Source organism: Exiguobacterium sp. s132, from assembly GCF_018617235.1.
GTDB lineage: Bacteria > Bacillota > Bacilli > Exiguobacteriales > Exiguobacteriaceae > Exiguobacterium > Exiguobacterium profundum.
Genome location: NZ_JACSJU010000005.1, coordinates 1 through 17,531 on the forward strand (window position 1 = coordinate 1; position 17,531 = coordinate 17,531).

The window sequence follows — 17,531 nt, forward strand, 5'->3', positions numbered from 1 at the left end:
CCAATCCGTTATGCCTCGTATTACTACGATGAGGATTTGAAGCTTTACTATTTGATGGCACGTTATTATCATCCGGAGCATGCGGTGTTCCTATCGGTTGATCCTATATTAGATAGTGATGAATCGATTGAAATGGCGAACGGTTATAGTTATGTAACAAATAGTCCTACCACAAATGTTGATCCCACTGGATTAGTACAGGTTGATAGTAAAACACAACATGGAGCAGGTCCTGCAGGAGGAGGTTTATTTACTGGAAGAACAATAACTATTCCGTTTGAACTTCATATAAAAAACATGAGGCATATCTTCTCTGATAGTCATATAAGGAAAGGAATTATGAAGCTGGGAAAAACTAGAGATAGTATATACAAATCAGCTTTGAAAAAAATTAAGAAAGTCAATAAATTTAAAGTTGGCTCAAATGAAATACGAACAAAAATTAATGGACATAAAGTGATAATTCGAATTTATATAAATAAACAAGGAAAAGTTCAGAGTATAAACTTGTTCAAAGGAACTTCAAACCACATTAAAGGGTTTTTGATTAGGATGTAATAAATACTAAGGAGGAGAAAAAGTGAATATCAATCAAGAAATTAATAAGATACAGGAAATGGCACAATCATCTAAGAAGCTCAAATTTGCGATTCAGTCTGCAAGAGAATTAGTTCGAAATCACCCTGATAATCTAGATGCTTGGACTACTTTGATTAGTGCAGAGATGGCTACACCGGAAGAAGATTATGAAAATGCCTCAAAACATTTATTCGAAGCGTATAACAAATTTCCAGATAACTCGGTTCTTTTTGCTCTTGGAATTTATCTGTCTGCTTCATTCTTTTGTCCTTTAGAAGAAAAAAATGTTGCAGAAATTGAATCTAAGATTGATGAAATGGATAATAAATCTAAAGGAATAGTGTATTTCACTTTGGCTGAATTTTATTTATTAAATAAAAATCCTGAGCAATACGAATCGTATCTCTTAAAAGCAATAAACGTTTACTCAGAATTCCCTAGATATTATCTAGATCTCGGGTTGTTCTATATTTCGAATAATAATGAAGAAGGAAAATTATATATTAAAAAAGGGTTGGATAAAGTAAGAGGATGCTTCAGTGGATCAGCAAGAATCAATGTAACATTCACCTTATATAGTTTCATTGATGAAATAATTGGTGGCTTATATCTTTTTGATGAAAACTATAAGGAACTTAAGGAACTTAGTAGCTAAAATGAAATGAGTAGTTGTAATATCAAATCATCTAAGTTGTTTTAGAAATGAACGATGGATATTTTGCGACAATAACAATAATCTAGTTCCCTAATCGGAAAGAACAGGATTGATGAGATGCTTAGTGAACAGCAAAACCGTTACGCTTTGTATTATTATGATAATGTAGCGGTCGAGACCCGGTTTGAAGTGTCCATGTCTGTGAATTTTATTGTATAAAGGAGCAGTGACTTGAGCACAGCAAACAAACATGATTTCGAGTTTTGGAGAATGCTTGAAGACGGTTTGTTGGAGAAGGAATAGCTATCCGGCATCATGCGTGAACGTCTAACGCCAAAATGCGAATTCGCTCATCACACTGTTGCCCCCATGACGGCCCGATAACAAGAGCTGCTGGCTCAGACGCTCCTGGACCTTTCTATCGGGAGGCACGGAGCGTAAGAGCAAGGTCAAAACCAAAAACGTGGGCGCGTCTCACGCCACGCGAGGAACACCATTCGGTCGAATGGTGTTTTTGTTTGATATTCATTTAGTAATTTCTACTTGATTCGAAATTGATTAAAGAATCAGCTCACTTTAATACAACGTTTATGGTATTATTTAATAAAATCATCATTGTGTTAAAGGGAGGTTTGGCATGTATACGATTGACGAAGCATTTGAAATCTTATCGAAGAACAAGCTCACAAGCCACAAGGAGACGGTCCGCAACTGGGTACGAAAAGGCGTGATCCGGGCAGAACCGCTCGAGTCACGTAAAAAAGGCTATCGGATCAGTGAGGAGGCGCTGGAACAGTTCATCAAAGAACGGATGCCGGAAGGATGGGGGCTGTATCCGGAGTCGGTGACGGGGGAAGCAGGGGATGTCGTCAAGAATGAAGAAGAGGCCCCGTATCATGTCGAAATCGATATAGAAGCGATTAAAGAAAGGGCTCGCGAGGAGATGTGGTACGAGCTTCTCGGTAAATTCGTGTTCGAGGATTACTTCGTCCTGAAGAAGTCCGAGGTCAAGGTTGCCGTCGAGCATATGCGGTATTCAAAAGAGTTTGAAGCCGAAGTATGGGAACGTTGCTCGGAGCACACGTGGGGCCACGCAACACCACGAGTCCCCTACCTGCTCGATTACTTCATGTTCGAAGGAGAGCGGATTCCCTTCAATAAAGATTTCGGTGGAAGAGATGAGCAAATCATCCACGCGTTAATTGAGAAAATTCGGCTCGACAAAGTGAAGAGAAAACGTAAATGAATATAAAAAGACATTCTCTTAAAAAATGGAGAATGTCTTTTTTACAATCATCATTGTTTTAATTTTTGGGTTGAAATCATTCCCCGACCATCCCGTCATTGTCGTTATCACGCATATAAGGATAAAGCCAATGGTCGCTCATTATCGGCATCGTGAAACCGGCGTCTTTCGCCTATTGAATCGTCACCTGACCGTCTCCATTCGTATCTCATCACCAGCAGGCTCGTTCGTGGCTGGGGATTCCAACTCACTTTCTGTGAGTGCCTCGTTCAACTCGTCCGGATTGACCTTGTCGAACGAGTCGGTAATCACATTTCTTTGGACCGCATATGTGTATTGGTAATGTGATGTAATATATGTTTTCGTATCTAGATATGTGATGATCATTTTAAAGTCAATCGCGCCGCCGTCCTTACGGATAACATGTCACCTGTCGAGCTTACTGTATTCGACGCCTGAAACCTTAACGACCGTCTGACATGACACGGATCAATTTACAATGCTCATTCGTGGACGCACAATACTCGCAATCCCCATATTTGATATCGACAGGTCCTTCTGTAATAGTCGCCACACTTGATTCCGTGGTGCCCGGCTCGGACGTCTTGATGTTTTTCCTCTGTCGTAAGTATTTTTTCTGTGTTCTCTACTGTAGAGGAACTGCTCTCTTGGGAACATCAGGAAAATAAAGGTATAGCTTGAGGTGCGGCTGAGTAAGTGAAATTCATTTCCTTTCTCTTTGAATGAATAGTTTCAGTATTACCAATTCTTTTATTTATCTGACTGTGAATCCAAGTTGTTTGAGACTCGTGTATATCCAATTTCATCATTAAGGACCTCTGTTCGTTTGCTTACTCATCAAATATAAAAAACGAACATTGATAAAAAGATGAGTTAATGGACAATTAAGACAAAATGAAAAGGACTATTTAAAGCCCTTTTCATTTTTTGTGAAAAGATAAACAAATATGTCTTTCTAACGTTCGTTTAAAAAACTAGAGCGGCGTTCAATTTATTCAAGACATTTTTATTTTTTTCAATAGCCTTAACTATTCTCGACTGTTCTTGTAGAGGCGGTAAAGGAATTAAAGAAAGTCCAAAAGTTGTACCTGAAATCTCTTTGAAAGTTGTACCTGAAGCTTTTTTTTGTAAATAAGGAGTCATGACTTTTAGCGCGTAATAAATATATTCAACGTCGACTAAAATAGGAGAAAATGATTTGCATCCCTGATTCGTAGCATAATCAGTTGTCATAATATTAATATGTCCAATTGGTGCTCTGCTAGAATAAACTATCGAATTTTTAGGAATTAATTGAGCAGAAGAATTCGATAGCCCCTGAGAAGTAATGACTCTATCTGAAGTTGATAAGTATTTAGAATTTTTATTTTTCCCCATATCGCTTGGTGTAATCCAAGTGATATTACCATTCCAGTAATCAGGAACTGCCGTTTTAGGAGTACCGCCAGAAGTAATAATTCCAATATTTTTTAACCGCACCCATGCCCAAGTTTCAGGAATATCAAAAGGAATTTCTTCTTCAGTTATAGGAGGCAACGATTTTTCTTTCTTAATGATTTTTTCTTTAATCATTTGTTCTTTTTGTTCAGATATTTGTTTCAATAACTTTGAAGCGGGTTCATCTGAAGTATCTTGATTAACTAATTTACCTTGTATTGCGTAATGGAGAATTGATTTTTCTAAACGTTTTGGAAAGATTTTTTTTTCTTCTTCAAGGTTTGTATAGTAGTAATGATATTCTTTAACTTTTGCTAATAAAGCATCTATTTTTTCAGATATTAATTTTTGTTCTTCTAGAGGCGGAAGAGGAACAATCAACTCTTTTAGAACTTTTGTTTTTATACCTTTTACAGTAGTGCCTGTAGCCATTTTTAAAATTTGAGTCTTTGCTTGATTTGACATTAAATAATAAAACAAAAACTTATTATGGCAATTAGTATTCACTTGGATTGTAATTAAACGTTGTGCTGTAGCAAATAGTTGATCTAAATTATTTATAGCCACATTACCTAATGGAGCCTCAGTTGTGAAAAAGATATTTCCTTTTTGAGGGTATCCTCTAGTCATCCACTTTGGGTAATCTTCTTCGGAAATAAACTCAGCTGGCTCTAAATTTATAAAACCATCTTTTATGTTTTTTGCGGTAATTAATCTAACTCCAGAACTGGTTTTCTTAGGAGTACGACCACGGTAATCAATAAAAGTTGTAAAATCACCTAATTTATAAGTCTCCCAGTGTACGGGAACAGAAAAATCATTTAAAAATTCTTTTCTTGTTAAATCTTTATTTGATTCATTAGATTGGAGGATTAATTCTCCTGAAAAAGCCAGTTGTAAAAGTGATTTTTTCACTTGATTTGCATTCATTTAACTTCACCTAACATAGATTGAATTTCACTTAAGATACTATCGATTTCATGATTTAGACGTGAGCGCTCTGCTACATAGTTTTCTATCAGTTCTTGAGGCTCTAAGATAACTTCTTCATCTTGAGGGAACTTACATAAATCAAGGTTGTACTTCCGGTCGATAATTTCTTCCGCTGTAAACTTACGTGCTTTTTCGTTCTTTCCATCGATGATTTCTACACGATTATTCCACCACTCTAAGGCAGGTTCAAAATGTTCTAGTTTGATTGGACGTGTTTTAGAAAAGTTTTTATACCCTTCTGGCATGTCTAATCGGTAAACCCAAACATCTTCTGTCGGTTTTGTTTTATCAAAGAACAACATATTTGTGTGGATGGATGTATATGGTGCGAATACGCTATGCGGCAACCGGATAATCGTATGCAAATTGAATTCTTTGATCAGTTTTTCTTTAATCGCGAGCTTCGATCCATCTTCACCAAACAAAAAACCATCTGGTAAGATGACGCCAGCGCGACCATCTTTTTTCAACCGGTACATAATAACAGACATAAACAAGTCAGCCGTTTCACTACTGCGTAATTCGAGTGGGAAATTCATTTTAATCCCATCAATCTCTGATCCGCCGTAAGGAGGATTCATTAGAATGACTTCAAATTTTTCACGTTCTGAATAATCTCGTACATTCTTTTCTAAAGAGTTACCATGCACAATCATTGGATTATCAATGTCATGGAGCAATAAGTTCGTAATGGCGAGTAAGTAAGGAAACGCCTTCTTTTCAATCCCGAAGACAGAAGCATTATAGAGCTCTCGTTCCTCTGTTGTCGTGACTTGTTGAATTAAGTGATTCAACGATGAAGTTAAGAATCCACCGGTTCCACAAGCGAAGTCGGCGACACGCTCTCCGAGTTGAGGATTAGTGACTTGTACCATAAAGTCAGTCGTCGCACGGGGAGAGTAGAACTCTCCCGATGCGCGCTGTGCTTGAAGATCCTTTAAAATTTGTTCATAAATTTCGTTAAAGGCATGACGTTCTTTGTAGTCAGTAAAATCAATTTCATCAATAACGTTTACGACCTGGCGTAAGAGCACACCATTTTTCATATAGTTGTTCGCATCTTCAAAAGCAAATTTGACGATGGATTTACTTACCGGTGTCAATTCGTCTACCGGAAGCGTTTTAAGAGTAGGGAAAAGAGTACCGTTCACGAAATTGAGAAGTGCTTCTCCTGTTAAGGATTTTCCGTCTTTCTTATCGACGGCCCAATTTTCCCAACGGCATTCTTCTGGAATGATGGAAGTGTAGTTATCGTCATGCAACTCCCATTGTTCTTCTTTAGCTGCATAGACTTTAAGGAACAAAATCCAAACGATTTGTTCGAGACGCTGCGCGTCACCAGAAATTCCGGCGTCGTTACGCATAATGTTTTGCATATTCTTTACAAACGAGGTGATTGACATGAATTACAACTCCTAGGAAATATAAATTTCATCTTTTAATTGTTTTAATGCATTTAAATACTCTTTTTTTCCACCAAAAGCCTTAACGATTTTAAGTGAACTGCCGAAACGCTGAAACTCTGGGAGTTCAAGAACGGTAGTGCCGTCAATTTCTTTGACCCCTTCATTTTGGTACTTATCAAGCAATAATTCGAGGACATCACGAGCCACATCTTGATACTGGTAGATATAACCACGTTTTTTCACGTTGTTCGCTCGCTCAGTCTTTGTCAGTGGTTTTTGATCGTACGCTAAGTGACAAATCAAATCAAACTCATCGAGATTCTTCAAGTGTGGTTCCTCGTCGAACAAAGCCTCTAATAAAACACCGTGCTTCTTCAGTTCATCAAGAAGTGATTGTTTTTGTTCGGTACTTTTCCATTTTCGTAAAAACTCTTCTAACGTGGCATATTCACTACGAATATTGCGCTTCGTATAATCAATCAAATTTTCAGTGATGAGTTTTCCGCCCACATCATAATAATAAACACGTTCATTAGAAATTCGTACATCGACATCGTTGACTCGATATTTTTTGGGTGCTGCGTAATAGTCATCTTCATCACCGTTTCCGCCTGGAAGTCCAGTAGGAGAAGGGGTGTTCGTATTCGGTGTTCCACTAGGATCATTTGTTTCGTCCGGTAGCTCACCATCTTCAGGCACTTCGTAAATGACTTCAGGGTCTCCATCAAACTCTGGATCAGCAAATAGACGACTAACATTACGGAAGTCCATGATAGTGAAGTATTCTTTTCCAAATTCGGGATCAAGACGGGTCCCTCGACCAATAATCTGCTTAAATTCAGTCATCGAGTTGATATTTGAATCGAGTACGATGAGGCGACACGTCTTAGCATCGACGCCTGTAGTTAACAATTTCGATGTGGTCACAATTGTCGGATATTGGCTTGAACGATCGATAAAGTTGTCGAGCTGCGCCTTCCCCTCAGGCGTATCACCCGTGATGCGCATGATGTACTTTGAATTCTCTCTTACTAAGTCAGAGTTAAGATTGACTAATGCGCTGCGCATACGTTCTGCGTGGTCGATGTTTGCACAGAACACAATCGTCTTCATATACCGATCATGCTTTTTTAAGAATTCTGTGATTCGTTTGGCGACCTCTTCGGTGCGTCCATCAATAATCATGTTTCGATCAAAATCGGAAATGTTATACTCTCGATCTTCAATCTCATTTCCGAACATATCGACTTTCCCTTTTTCAGGGCGGTAACCTTCTAAATCACGATCTAACCCGACTCGAACGACTTTATATGGAGCAAGGAATCCGTCATCAATTCCTTGTTTTAAACTGTACGTATAGATCGGTTCACCGAAATACGTAATGTTTGAAGTGTCCTTCGTTTCTTTTGGCGTAGCAGTCAAACCAATATGTGTCGTATCGGGCCCACTGAAGTATTCTAACACTTTACGCCAGCGACTTTCTTCTTTAGCTGATCCACGATGAGCCTCATCGATAATAACTAAATCGAAAAAGTCAGGCTCGAATTGTCGGAAAGGCTCCATTCCATCTTCACCAGCTAACTGTTGATAGAGCGCTGTATAGACTTCGTAAGCGCTATCGAGAACTCGATTTTCTACTTTTGTCATGACTTTTTCAAACGGCTTGAAGTCGTTGATCATGGTTTGATCAACTAAAATATTACGATCGGCTAAGAAAAGAATCCGCTTCTTAATCCCAGCTTTCCAGAGACGATAGATAATTTGGAAGGCAGTATAGGTTTTCCCCGTTCCTGTTGCCATAACGAGCATGATACGGTTTTGGCCTTGGGCGATTGCATCAAGCGTACGGTTGATTGCGACACGTTGATAGTAGCGCGGTGTTTTATCACCGAGTTGATAGTAATACGGCTCATTGATTAATTCTTCTTGTTCGGTGCTTAAACCGGCATCTTGTTGATAGCGTGACCAAAGAACATCGTGAGAAGGGAACTCTGACAATGAAATCGTCCGTTCTTCACCCGTTAAGCGATTGTGTTCAACGAATGCATCCCCATTCGAACTGTAAGCATAGGGGATATCCAAGATTTCCGCATAATCAATAGCTTGTTGCATTCCTCCGCCTACTGGATGATTGTTATCTTTGGCTTCGATGATCGCCAAGGGATAGTTGCTTTTGTGCATTAACAAATAGTCTGCACGTTTGCCTTCAGCTCTAGCAGTCAAATTACCACGAACAATTACACGTCCATCAGTAAAGTAATGCTCAAAATAAATTTGAGACTGCATGTCCCAGCCAGAATTTAAAATGGCGGGAGTAATGAATTTATTTTTGATGTCTTCTTCGGTCATAGCGTGCTTCGGTTTCATAGATGCTCCTCCTTAGGGCTATCGAGATCTTCTATAGATATTTTACAGCAATTGGGTGTTAGAACCTTAACCAATATTTTTATAGATGACTTTTTAAATTGTTTTTCATCTATAAACAGTGTCTTCTGATCGATTTTTCATTGCTTGCGTGTCTAGAACAAGGCCTATAAGCAGCAAATCAATCTTTAGAGGTAAATAAAGGTTCAGGATAACACCCGCTTCGAAACCTAGATGTAGATTACATGAACGATGACGCCTTCAGAGGTTGTTACGTATGGGTAGGAGAAATGTTGTAGAACTCTTTTAACTGGGTCAACGTCACTTCGATTCCAACTTGTTCGAGACGTTCTTTCACTTTCGCGAATAAACTTTCAATCATTGGTAAACGGACCTCATCTTCACCGTAATGAATTTTACGATGACAATTTGGACATAAGCACACGATATTCGCAGCTCGATCTAGATCCACTTCAGGAAACTTCGGATGATTGGAGATTCCAACAAAATGATGAGCCTCAGCATATCTTTGGCCGGTGCTCTTTGAAAGAAATGTTTCATGATTTTCGTTCAATTCACAGGTGTAATTCGCACGAACTAAAGCTAAAGCTGCTTCTTTTGCACTGCGAGGGTAACGCGCTTTTCCTAAGTTATCTGTAACCACTGTTTTAGGGGGCCGTGGTTCTTCTTTTGGCTCATCAGAAGAATCTACTTTTAACTCATTGGCGAGCTTTTGAAAACTTTCTTCGTCAGTTTCTAGAAATTCTAGATCATCTTCTAAAAGAAGATAGTCGTTAAGTTCTTCTGCATTCCTTCCATTCAGCAGCACAACAATTTTATTGTATGTTTCTAGCAGACTTCTGAAATCGTTTATCATTTCAAATTCATCTGGGAGCGAACTAGCATCATAGTATTTTCCGCAGATGTGACCTGCCTCATACCCAAACGCTAAACTCGCTTCTGAGTGAAGATCGATGGTTGTTAACTGAAATTGACTAGGAATTTCAATTCTCGAACGGATAATTTCCGCTGTCTTTTGAATTTTTTGTCGTCCTTCCTTATCTCTGTATTTATTTCGGAAGTACGTATACCCCTGGTTTAAACTCAAATAAAATCCAGACATATCTTCTCTAAATAAATAGACTACATAGTATCCGCGCTGCGCGCTCGAGGTCACGCTACGGTCGAAAACACCTATCCATGGAACTCTAGCCCAAACCCCTTTTCCTGGAGAACCAATCACTTTGTAACGACTACTATCAATCTTTAGTGCATCGTTTACTATTTTGACCAGATCATTGCGTAGGAAATCAGCTAAAGAATTATCTTTAAATGATTTCTCTTTTTCAGTGGGGTAGTTTTCAAGAATTTGCTTAAATGCCGTTACACACGATGAGGGTTCACTTACTTTTTTAGTAGCTTGTGCAATTGAAACGTGAGGGTTTACAAAGTATTCAGCGGAAATAGAAAAATGATTGGCTAACTTTGTTAATGTTTCTAGATCGAGTCGCTGCGTCCCGTTTTCGATCTTATTCAGCATGACATGGCGTACCCCGATAGCTTGAGCTAAGTCTCGTAGACTAATGCTGTGGTATTCACGTAGCTTTTGTACCTTCATCCCTACTTCATTTGTTTCATTATTCATATTATACCTCCTCAAAGTCGAATTAAAATAGCGTTTGTTTCGATTTTATTTTATTGTTTGTTAATAATATATCATTTAGATTGTATCTTTAAAAGTATTTTTTGGAACATATTTATTCGATTTGAGACGACGATTTTTTTATTTTCTGTAGCTTGCGTCCTGTTTCCGTACTCTAGCTCGCTGGTCGTCAGTGCAAGGGACGTCAAAAAAATGACGCGCCCTCCGGCCCGTCTTCCTTCGCTTTTGGCTCAAAGCAAGGCTTTTCGCTCGTTGGCTACGGAAGCCTGGTCCTCCGTTTGCTCTACGCATTTTTTTGAGGCTCTCCCTGCGGTCGCCCTTGCACCGTCTCCCGACGCTCGCTGCGTTCCCGTCAACAGGACGCACAACGGTGTTCGTTCTGAGGACAGCTTATCCGAAAGGGGACAAACCATCATGGAACTATCGTCAATCATCGAGGTCATCCGTATCAAACAAGAGGTTCGCGAGGAAATGGTCGCCCTCGAGCACGCCGTCATCCAGTCACCCGACAACGCCCGACAAATCGGGGCATCCTTTATCGGGGATGATGACCGGGAGGTGTTCCTCGTCATCATGCTCAACACGAAGAATCGGGTCATCGGCGTCCATCGGGCGCATGTCGGGAGCGTCAATTCGAGCGTCGTCCATCCGCGAGAAATCTTCAAATGCGCCATCTTGAACAATGCCTCGTGCATCATCGCCTGTCACCAACATCCGAGCGGGGACCCGAGCCCGAGCCGGGAGGACATCCTCGTCTCCGAACGGTTACATGAAGCGGGGGACCTCATCGGCATCCCGGTGCTCGACCATCTCATCCTCGGGTCGGACGAGTCGTACGTCAGCATGAAACAGCGAGGTTACATGGGTTGAACGGAATGGAATGGGGCCGGGGGACCGGTCCTGGTCCGTCCGGTAAGGGCAAGGAAGAAAAACGTGCGTTTTTCTTTGACGGGATGGGCGACTCGCGTTGCTCTCGCCTGGATCCAGAATTCGAATCCGGAAAAAGGAATGTTTTCGCGTGGCGAAAACAAATGATTTGGTGAGAAGTCAAAGGCATAAAGAAATCACGTTGCTCTGTCTTTTCATGAATGTGTATTTGTGATGAATTGATGAAAAAATGGGTGCTTGTTTGGTGAAAATGGTCGTTTTTCCTACGTAAGCCCTGGGCTTGTTTCAAACAAGCCCAGGGCTTATATGAAACAAGTCGAGATGTTGAGAGGTCAGATTCAAGGTATTGTTGAGCTATCAACAGGAGAGGATGATTCAAATGAGTCACACATTGGACCAACAAACGATCAAAGAGATGAAAGAGGTATTGCTTAGAAGACTTCCTGAACGGATGGATATCGATCCTGAGGCATTCGAGTTGGTGAGCATGGATATCCTTTGTGAGGTGAAAGAAGGGGAACGATTAAAACAAATGACGGTCTTCTTTAATACGAACACGCTTCAAGTACATAACTGATTGTTTCGAAATGTATACATGTATACTTGTAGATTTGTATACATGTATACATTTTTATTTAGTGAGTCTTTGAACGAAGCGTGAATCCCATAAGTATTGGGAATTGGTCTATAAAAACTGAAAGGGGTGAGGCGTGATGGACGAGCGGATACTTGATGACTATGCGTTCGATGGATTGGATCCGTTCGTCCGGACCGTGTTCTCTGAATTGATGGAGCGTCCCGATTGGATGCGCGTCGTCGACAGGGAACATGGCGTCGAGAAGGTCGTCCGGTTCGATGAAGGACGGAACTCGCCTTACTTCCGCGTGGTGATCTATGTAGATTCTGAAGAGCGTCCGATTAAGATCGTATATCTATATGGGACATGGGTGGTGGGGAATGGAGACGTCAGTTTTGTGGTCTCAGAGCTCTCCAAGGGTGTATTCGAATATGAAGTGATGCATGTCCATTGGCTCATCAAGTATCGGTTCGAGGATTGGAGCGTGTTTGAAGACGGGGCCTGGGAGAAGGAATGGTGATCCGGGCTCATGCGTGAGCGTCTAACGCCAGGAGGCGAAGTCGCTCATCGCACCGCTGCCTCCCTGACGGTCCGATACTCAACGCCGCATCTCTATGTTCCTGGCCCTTTCTGACGGGAGGCACGGAGCGTAAGAGCAAGGTCAAAACCAAAAACGTGGGCGTGTCTCACGCCACGCGAGGAACACCATTCGGTCGAATGGTGTTTTTTATAAATGATTTTGACTTAGATCATTAAATGATCTAAGCCTCACTGTAAATTTCTTTTTTCAATGTTTTCCTAAGTACCCGACATCTTAAAATGGCTTATTTGATGCTATTAAAAGCGGATGAAGGTCGGGATATTTTGCTTCAGATTAGTAAATCGTTCGATATTGTAGATATCGTCAGGATCAATAACCGATTCGAGCTCATGAAGCGCATCAGGTAGACTATCTAGTAGAGTTTTCTTTGCTTTCAAGATGGCATGAGCAAGTGCATCGGATGTAGCGTACCGCTCCAGAGACAACTGAACTGTGAGTTTGATATCGCTAGAAGCATTGAGGTCATCGTCAAATATTACGTAACTAGCGAGTGCATCCAACATTTTGGTTGTATATGAGAAGGATGGGAGCTCAGCAAAAAAATTGGTACCATCGTCTAAATTGTGTCTAATCTCTAAATGACTGCGTCCATGTGAAATTTTGAATTCGAACTCATCTACGTATAACATTACTTCGACAGTCTGCATTTTGCTTGTTACATTGACGCGTGTGTACTCTCGACTACCTCGGCTACGCCGACGGATTTCACCGCGTGCGATAGAAGCGAAGGCTTCAGGTATATCGTCTTCAAAGAAAAAAACGTCTGCGGCTACCCATTTAAGCTCATTCTCATCATTTTTAACTTGGATTTGTCCCCATCGTACATCTTTAACTGTATAGGTATTAAGGTGCGAAATGGATTGAGAGGTGTATGTTCGCGCGACCACACGTTCGCCGATTTTAGGCGCACGAGCTTGGGTAAGGCAATTCTTGCAACGGGACAATGCTCTCATTTTTTCTTCACGTGTATAAGACATAAACAATATCTCCTATTCAAACGTGCTAGCAAGCACTTTATTTAGTATTATTTTCAGCTGATCTAATCATGTGATGATAACTGTTTAGCTATGTATGTAATTCATTTTTTGTCATGTGCGCGCTACATTGGATGATTTGCTGTGAAACGTTAGTCGGCTTAATTTTTAGATATCTTTGGAGGATTTTGAACTATTATCAGTTTTTTTAAAGTAATTAATAGTACGAAAAAGGAACCTGGGTTATTTTTATATTAGGTTTCATGTGAAATATTAAAGCAATATGGTTAAAGCCTAATTATAATGAGACTATATTGAATAATTTTACAATAAATTCATACGAGGTGATAGAGGATGAATAAATGGATCAAGATTGGGAGTGCCGTTCTATTTAGTGGAGTGCTATTGGTGTCGCCATATGGGGAAGCATCGGCCGCTGCGAGCATCAAAGTCCATTACATCGATGTCGGGCAAGGAGACGCCATCTACATCAAGATGCCAAGCGGTGAGGATGTCATCATCGACGGTGGGAACAAAGGAAAGGGCGATGTCATCGTCGCCTACCTTAAAAAGCAAAAAGTGGACGACATCGAGGTGTTGATCTCGACGCATCCGGACGCCGATCATATCGGTGGGTTAGACGAAATCTTGGATGCCTATCGTGTCGAGAACGTCTACGCGCCGAAAGTGAAGCACACTACCCAGGCCTACAAAGACTTCCTTCAAGCCGTCAAACGGGAAGGGAAGACCATCAAAACGGCACAGGCCGGAGTGAAACTGCCAATCAAAGGTGTGAGTGCGAAATTTGTCGGTCCGGTCAAATCCTACTCGAACAGTGACTTGAACAATTGGAGTGCAGTCCTTCATGTCACGTACAAGAAGAACACCTTCTTGTTCACAGGGGACGCGGAACATGTTTCTGAGAAGGACATGATGGCGAAGAAGCAGACGCTCCGGGCGGATGTCTTGAAAGTGGGCCATCACGGTGCCAAGACGTCGACGAGTAGCACGTTCCTGAACACGGTCAAACCTAAGCATGCCATCATCAGCGTCGGGAAGAACAGCTATGGGCACCCGACGTCCGAAGTGGTGACGAACTTGAAGCGACAAAAAGTGAATACGCTTCGTACAGATAAAAACGGCACAATCATCATCACAGGGAACGGCTCAAGCTATGCCGTGAAAAAATCAAAATGAAGCGACGTAAAGGAATCATCGACCGCTTTGAAGAGGATTTGGCTGTTGTCGAATTCGGGGAAGTGATGGAGGACATTCCAAAGTCGCGACTCCCTGATTCGATTCAATCTGGGGATGTACTTTGGTTTTACGAAGATGGACGAGTTGAGATAGATTCAGAGGAAAAGCAACGATTATCAAAAGAAATCGATGCGTTGATGGACGAGCTTTGGGAAGATTGATGAGATTTTTATTTTTTAAGGATGGTGGTGGCAGATGAAATTTAGATGTATATGCAAAGAATGTCGCATAAAAGATAAAAATGATTTTTTTAGCAAAGAAGAATTTCAAGGATTAAATTACTTTCATGTATTAAATCATTATCACTTTGACGAAGAATATGCATATGCCAAAAAGGATATTTATATAGAAGTAGATGTGCAAGACAAGAGAGGTTTTATTTTTGAGTGTAAAGAAGGACATGTGTCTGTCGGAGCGGTGAGTATAGAAACTTATGAATTATTGTATGATCGAGCAATATTTGCTTATGACGATGCTTACTATAGAGAAACAGTTGCCAACCTAGCTGCTTCAATAGAAAGGTTTCATGAACACTGTGTCAATTTGATGCTGTACATAGGTGAAATTGAACAGGAATATGTCCATTCGCTTTGGAAGAGAGTTAGTAAACAATCTGAGAGACAATATGGGGCTTTTTTGTTTCTTTACTTGAATTTATTTAAATTACCACCGCCAGAAATGAAGAAAATCAACAACAAGCTTGAATGGTTATCTTTTCGAAATAATGTAATCCACTCAGGATATTTCCCTTCAAAAGAAGAAGCAGAGAAATCGATCGAAATCACTTCACAATATATCAAAGAAATAAGAGAAAAGTTTATGAGTGAAATTGGCAAAGGTCAGGTGCTTAATTATCACCATGAGCAAGATATAAAAACGTACGACGACTTAATCGAAACATATCAACGGAGTGGGGGCTCTGATTTAGAAAATGTCGATATATCTGATGTGATTATTATTCCTTATCTAAACATAAAGAAATATAAAGAAACTTATATGAGTGACAGTACTTCAAATATGAGTGACAGTACTTCAAAAATTGAGAAGAGTTTAGAAGAAAAAATTATGGAATTCAAACGACTTAACTTAACAGCATATAGGTTCTAAGTACTGAATGCTTAATATGTTAAAAAATGATGTAGTGAAAAAAGGAGGTTCGAGCGAGTGGAAAGTACTTTGTATTTAAAGTTGAAAACAGGTGAGCAATATAAAGTCGATAATTTTACGGATTTAAACGTATTTCTAGAAGTCATTGACGAATTTATAAAGTTCAATCATATGACGGATAACTATATGAATGACTTTTTTAAATTAAGTGTCGATGATGGGAACGCCCTTGCCTTCAACGTATTGGAAATTCGAACGGTATATCAAAAGAACAGCATAGAAAGTAACTAGTATGGGACTTTTAAAAGCCCCATACTTAAAAACTAAATTAAGCGTTCAATATTCAACAATGCAGTTCTAGAAAGAGATTTCTTTTCATTATCGAGCAACACATTATGCCAACTAGATTCAAGATTTTTGAGGATTGGTTTTTCCACCTTATTGTTCTTTTCTAAGTCATGTAATGGATGAACTGTTCTTTCAGGGTCAAAATGACCACTGATCAAAGGTTGAGTGGGTAGCGCGACAGTGTAGGCAACGAGTCCATCTTCACTAAAGTCATGATTATTGGCAATGCCGAACTGTTGAAACCCAAGTCCCTTACCATGAATATACATAAGTGGCTCATCGACGCGATCCAGCATCAGGTTCGTTTCGAGGGTCGCTTTTGCATTTAGATAGGATTCTACTTCTTCGGGAAACACACCTTGTACGGCGTGAACCCGTTCGTAGAGTGTGAGGTCGGAGTCTTTCCATCCCATACGCTGATCTAGTTGCTCGATATATTCAAGTAGAGTCTGTTCCTTTTCTTGCTCCAACGCGCGTACCTTTTCTAAGTGTGACTCGATATGATCAAGGAAGGTCGCGGATGTCTGATGGACTTCTTGCAACAACTTTTCTTTGTCGAGGAGCTCCTTGTCTTTCGTCCAACCGGCCAGATAGGAGAGTGAGAAGTCGTCCGTCGGGAACCCGAGCTGATGTGAGACGACATAGGCGACCATCTCGGCCTGGAACTCCTTCTCGGGTGCCGTGAGCGGTTGGTCTCGTTCAAGATTCCGTTCCTGGTTGTGGAGCTCTGCGTGGGCGAGCTCGTGGATCAGGACGTTGACGTCTTCAATCGATGTGTTCCGCGGGTTCAAGGCGATCGCATGCAGCTCCGGATAGTAACAACCCTTCGCAGTCCCGATCTCATCGAGCGGTTCCTCCAATAGCGTCACATTCCGGGCATCCGCGAGCGTCGTCAAGGCGTCACGGATGTCTTGTTCGTTCTCAATCCCGCCGTCCCGGTGATACCGTTTGAAGATGTCCGAGACCTCGATTCCTTTCTCGCGCGCGTCGGTTTGCGTGTACTCGAACACGTGACCGATCTTGAAGTACATCATCTTCCGTGACGAGATGCGTCCTTGTTTCACGCCTTCCTTGATTGGCTTCGGTGCCTTGCTGAGCGGTACCCATTCGTCTTTATGCAGGGCGTACGTCACCGGGTTCGGGACGAACACTTTGATGCCACGCTCACCTTTTTGGACCTGCGCGCCTTGCTTCTCCCAGAATGGATAAGAACCGACCGCGACCGCACCAGGAAATTGGGACTCGATCAAGACCGCGTTCCGCATCGAGTATTGATGGAACTTGCCGAGGAACTGCAGATGTTCTCGAATCTTTTCTGGGCTCTCGAAGTAGCTGTCGATTTGTTGTCCCATCTGTTCGGTCAAGGCCTCGAGCTCGGCCTTCCGTTCTTCGTTCGTCTTCATCTTGGCCATCGT

17 protein-coding genes are annotated in these 17,531 nt (G+C 41.0%); 11 read left to right on the plus strand and 6 right to left on the minus strand.

Annotated features, from left to right (window positions below):
- The 4 genes from KNO78_RS14160 to KNO78_RS15745 all read left to right on the plus strand — a co-directional run.
- On the plus strand, positions 1 to 558 hold a 558-nt coding region (locus tag KNO78_RS14160; protein WP_214691580.1), incomplete at its 5' end, for an RHS repeat-associated core domain-containing protein.
- Between the two features lie 22 nt (positions 559 to 580).
- Positions 581 to 1,234, plus strand: coding sequence for a tetratricopeptide repeat protein (locus KNO78_RS14165; RefSeq protein WP_214691581.1), 654 nt, complete (start codon positions 581 to 583; stop codon positions 1,232 to 1,234).
- Positions 1,235 to 1,871: 637 nt separating this feature from the next.
- Positions 1,872 to 2,480 (plus strand): helix-turn-helix domain-containing protein, encoded by a 609-nt coding sequence (locus tag KNO78_RS14170; protein ID WP_214691582.1) that lies wholly within the window; start codon positions 1,872 to 1,874, stop codon positions 2,478 to 2,480.
- 130 nt (positions 2,481 to 2,610) lie between these two features.
- On the plus strand, positions 2,611 to 2,823 hold the full coding sequence (locus KNO78_RS15745; protein WP_214691583.1) for a hypothetical protein: 213 nt from the start codon (positions 2,611 to 2,613) through the stop codon (positions 2,821 to 2,823).
- A gap of 644 nt (positions 2,824 to 3,467) precedes the next feature.
- Here KNO78_RS15745 and KNO78_RS14180 read toward each other — a convergent pair.
- The 4 genes from KNO78_RS14180 to KNO78_RS14195 form a co-directional block, all read right to left on the minus strand.
- Positions 3,468 to 4,868, minus strand: coding sequence for a restriction endonuclease subunit S (locus KNO78_RS14180; protein ID WP_214691584.1), 1,401 nt, complete (start codon positions 4,866 to 4,868; stop codon positions 3,468 to 3,470).
- Positions 4,865 to 6,334 carry a class I SAM-dependent DNA methyltransferase gene (locus KNO78_RS14185; RefSeq protein WP_214691585.1) on the minus strand — a complete coding sequence of 490 codons (1,470 nt, stop codon included), beginning with the start codon at positions 6,332 to 6,334 and terminating at the stop codon, positions 4,865 to 4,867. Before KNO78_RS14185 ends, KNO78_RS14180 begins: the two co-directional genes overlap by 4 nt.
- A 12-nt stretch (positions 6,335 to 6,346) precedes the next feature.
- Entirely contained in the window at positions 6,347 to 8,704 is a 2,358-nt protein-coding gene (gene hsdR, locus KNO78_RS14190; protein ID WP_251125346.1) for an EcoAI/FtnUII family type I restriction enzme subunit R, read from the minus strand.
- 268 nt (positions 8,705 to 8,972) lie between these two features.
- Positions 8,973 to 10,346, minus strand: coding sequence for an MrcB family domain-containing protein (locus KNO78_RS14195; RefSeq protein WP_214691586.1), 1,374 nt, complete (start codon positions 10,344 to 10,346; stop codon positions 8,973 to 8,975).
- A 432-nt stretch (positions 10,347 to 10,778) separates the two neighbouring features.
- On the opposite strand from KNO78_RS14195, the gene KNO78_RS14200 reads away from it, so the two are divergent.
- The 3 genes from KNO78_RS14200 to KNO78_RS14210 all read left to right on the plus strand — a co-directional run bounded on the left by KNO78_RS14200 (position 10,779) and on the right by KNO78_RS14210 (position 12,349).
- A complete protein-coding gene (locus KNO78_RS14200; RefSeq protein ID WP_211783008.1) occupies positions 10,779 to 11,234 on the plus strand; it encodes a JAB domain-containing protein in 456 nt (151 codons plus the stop codon).
- A gap of 397 nt (positions 11,235 to 11,631) precedes the next feature.
- Positions 11,632 to 11,829 (plus strand): hypothetical protein, encoded by a 198-nt coding sequence (locus KNO78_RS14205; RefSeq protein WP_214686153.1) that lies wholly within the window; start codon positions 11,632 to 11,634, stop codon positions 11,827 to 11,829.
- Positions 11,830 to 11,965: 136 nt separating this feature from the next.
- Complete coding sequence (locus tag KNO78_RS14210) at positions 11,966 to 12,349, plus strand: hypothetical protein (protein ID WP_214691587.1); 384 nt, start codon at positions 11,966 to 11,968, stop codon at positions 12,347 to 12,349.
- Between the two features lie 317 nt (positions 12,350 to 12,666).
- Here the strand turns inward: KNO78_RS14210 and KNO78_RS14215 are convergent, their stop codons facing one another.
- Positions 12,667 to 13,407, minus strand: coding sequence for a hypothetical protein (locus KNO78_RS14215; RefSeq protein ID WP_214691588.1), 741 nt, complete (start codon positions 13,405 to 13,407; stop codon positions 12,667 to 12,669).
- A gap of 351 nt (positions 13,408 to 13,758) precedes the next feature.
- Here KNO78_RS14215 and KNO78_RS14220 point away from each other — a divergent pair, with 351 nt between their 5' ends.
- From KNO78_RS14220 to KNO78_RS14235, 4 genes are read left to right on the plus strand one after another with little or no spacing between them, the layout of a single operon-like run.
- Positions 13,759 to 14,601: a ComEC/Rec2 family competence protein gene (locus KNO78_RS14220; RefSeq protein ID WP_214691589.1), complete on the plus strand. Its 843-nt coding sequence runs from the start codon at positions 13,759 to 13,761 to the stop codon at positions 14,599 to 14,601.
- On the plus strand, positions 14,598 to 14,822 hold the full coding sequence (locus KNO78_RS14225; RefSeq protein ID WP_214691590.1) for a DUF3006 domain-containing protein: 225 nt from the start codon (positions 14,598 to 14,600) through the stop codon (positions 14,820 to 14,822). Before KNO78_RS14220 ends, KNO78_RS14225 begins: the two co-directional genes overlap by 4 nt.
- A gap of 34 nt (positions 14,823 to 14,856) precedes the next feature.
- Positions 14,857 to 15,768: a hypothetical protein gene (locus tag KNO78_RS14230; RefSeq protein ID WP_214691591.1), complete on the plus strand. Its 912-nt coding sequence runs from the start codon at positions 14,857 to 14,859 to the stop codon at positions 15,766 to 15,768.
- 57 nt (positions 15,769 to 15,825) lie between these two features.
- Positions 15,826 to 16,059 (plus strand): hypothetical protein, encoded by a 234-nt coding sequence (locus KNO78_RS14235; protein ID WP_214691592.1) that lies wholly within the window; start codon positions 15,826 to 15,828, stop codon positions 16,057 to 16,059.
- 32 nt (positions 16,060 to 16,091) lie between these two features.
- Here the strand turns inward: KNO78_RS14235 and KNO78_RS14240 are convergent, their stop codons facing one another.
- Positions 16,092 to 17,528 carry an ImmA/IrrE family metallo-endopeptidase gene (locus KNO78_RS14240; RefSeq protein WP_214691593.1) on the minus strand — a complete coding sequence of 479 codons (1,437 nt, stop codon included), beginning with the start codon at positions 17,526 to 17,528 and terminating at the stop codon, positions 16,092 to 16,094.
- Between the last annotated feature and the right edge of the window lie 3 nt (positions 17,529 to 17,531).